The sequence below is a fragment of the Neobacillus paridis genome (assembly GCF_016765675.1).
In the GTDB taxonomy this organism is placed as follows: Bacteria; Bacillota; Bacilli; order Bacillales; family Cytobacillaceae; genus Neobacillus; species Neobacillus paridis.
On the sequence record NZ_JAESWB010000150.1, the window covers coordinates 1 to 846 of the forward strand.

General features: G+C 61.0%; 3 protein-coding genes. 1 reads left to right on the plus strand and 2 read right to left on the minus strand.

Annotated features, from left to right (window positions below):
• On the plus strand, positions 1 to 357 hold a 357-nt coding region (locus tag JK635_RS28275), incomplete at its 5' end, for a tripartite tricarboxylate transporter permease (RefSeq protein WP_202653504.1).
• 39 nt (positions 358 to 396) lie between these two features.
• Here JK635_RS28275 and JK635_RS28280 read toward each other — a convergent pair.
• Complete coding sequence (locus tag JK635_RS28280) at positions 397 to 561, minus strand: hypothetical protein (RefSeq protein ID WP_202653505.1); 165 nt, start codon at positions 559 to 561, stop codon at positions 397 to 399.
• A gap of 82 nt (positions 562 to 643) precedes the next feature.
• The coding region (locus JK635_RS28285; RefSeq protein WP_235887987.1) for a LysR substrate-binding domain-containing protein at positions 644 to 846 on the minus strand (203 nt) is incomplete at its 5' end.

Consider the following 846-nt stretch of genomic DNA (forward strand, 5'->3'; position numbering starts at 1 on the left):
ACCGTGCCGTACCGCTACCTGTACCCGGCGATCCTGGTGTTCTGCTGCATCGGCGTCTACACGGTCAACAACAGCGTGTTCGACGTGTTCATGACGGCGGGCTTTGGTGTGCTGGGCTATGTGTTCATCAAGCTGGGCTGCGAAGGCGCGCCGCTGCTCTTGGGCTTCGTGCTGGGGCCGATGATGGAAGAGAACTTCCGTCGTTCGCTGCTCTTGTCGCGCGGCGACTTCAGCGTGTTCTTCACCCGGCCGATCTCCCTGGGCCTGCTGCTGGCGGCGGCGGCCCTGGTGGTGATCGTGGCGCTGCCGGCGATCAAGTCCAAGCGCGAGGAAGCGTTCAAGGAAGAGGCGGCGTGACAAGGATGAGCAGCACTGGTTTGCTGCGGCTACCAATCATCACGCTGTCTTTTCGGGTTTGTAACGCGGCATGGCTCCGCTGTCTTGAACAGGAGCCAGTCGTGCGAGTAAATTGAATGACAGCGGCGGGTGGAATGTTGCCGTCCCAGCCCCGGCAACAATCGGCCAGATGCGGACATGCGTCCGCTTAATGAGAACAAACAAGCGGATGGCAACGCCGTTCCATACCCCCCTGGTTCGTGAAGGGTCTACCTATACGCTTTTCCGGGCCTTCTCTTTTCCAGTGTTACGGTTTGACGCGGCTATGCCGGCAATGCGCAGCCAGCGCGTCGATGAACACCCGGAGTCGTGACGGCATGAGCCTGTTTCCAGGCCACACCACGCTGACTGGCATCGGCGGCGGCCGAAAGTCTGGCATCACCTCTACCAGATCACCGCGCATCAGTTCTTGCGCTGCCATATAGTCGGGCACCTGAGCCAGCCCTGCGC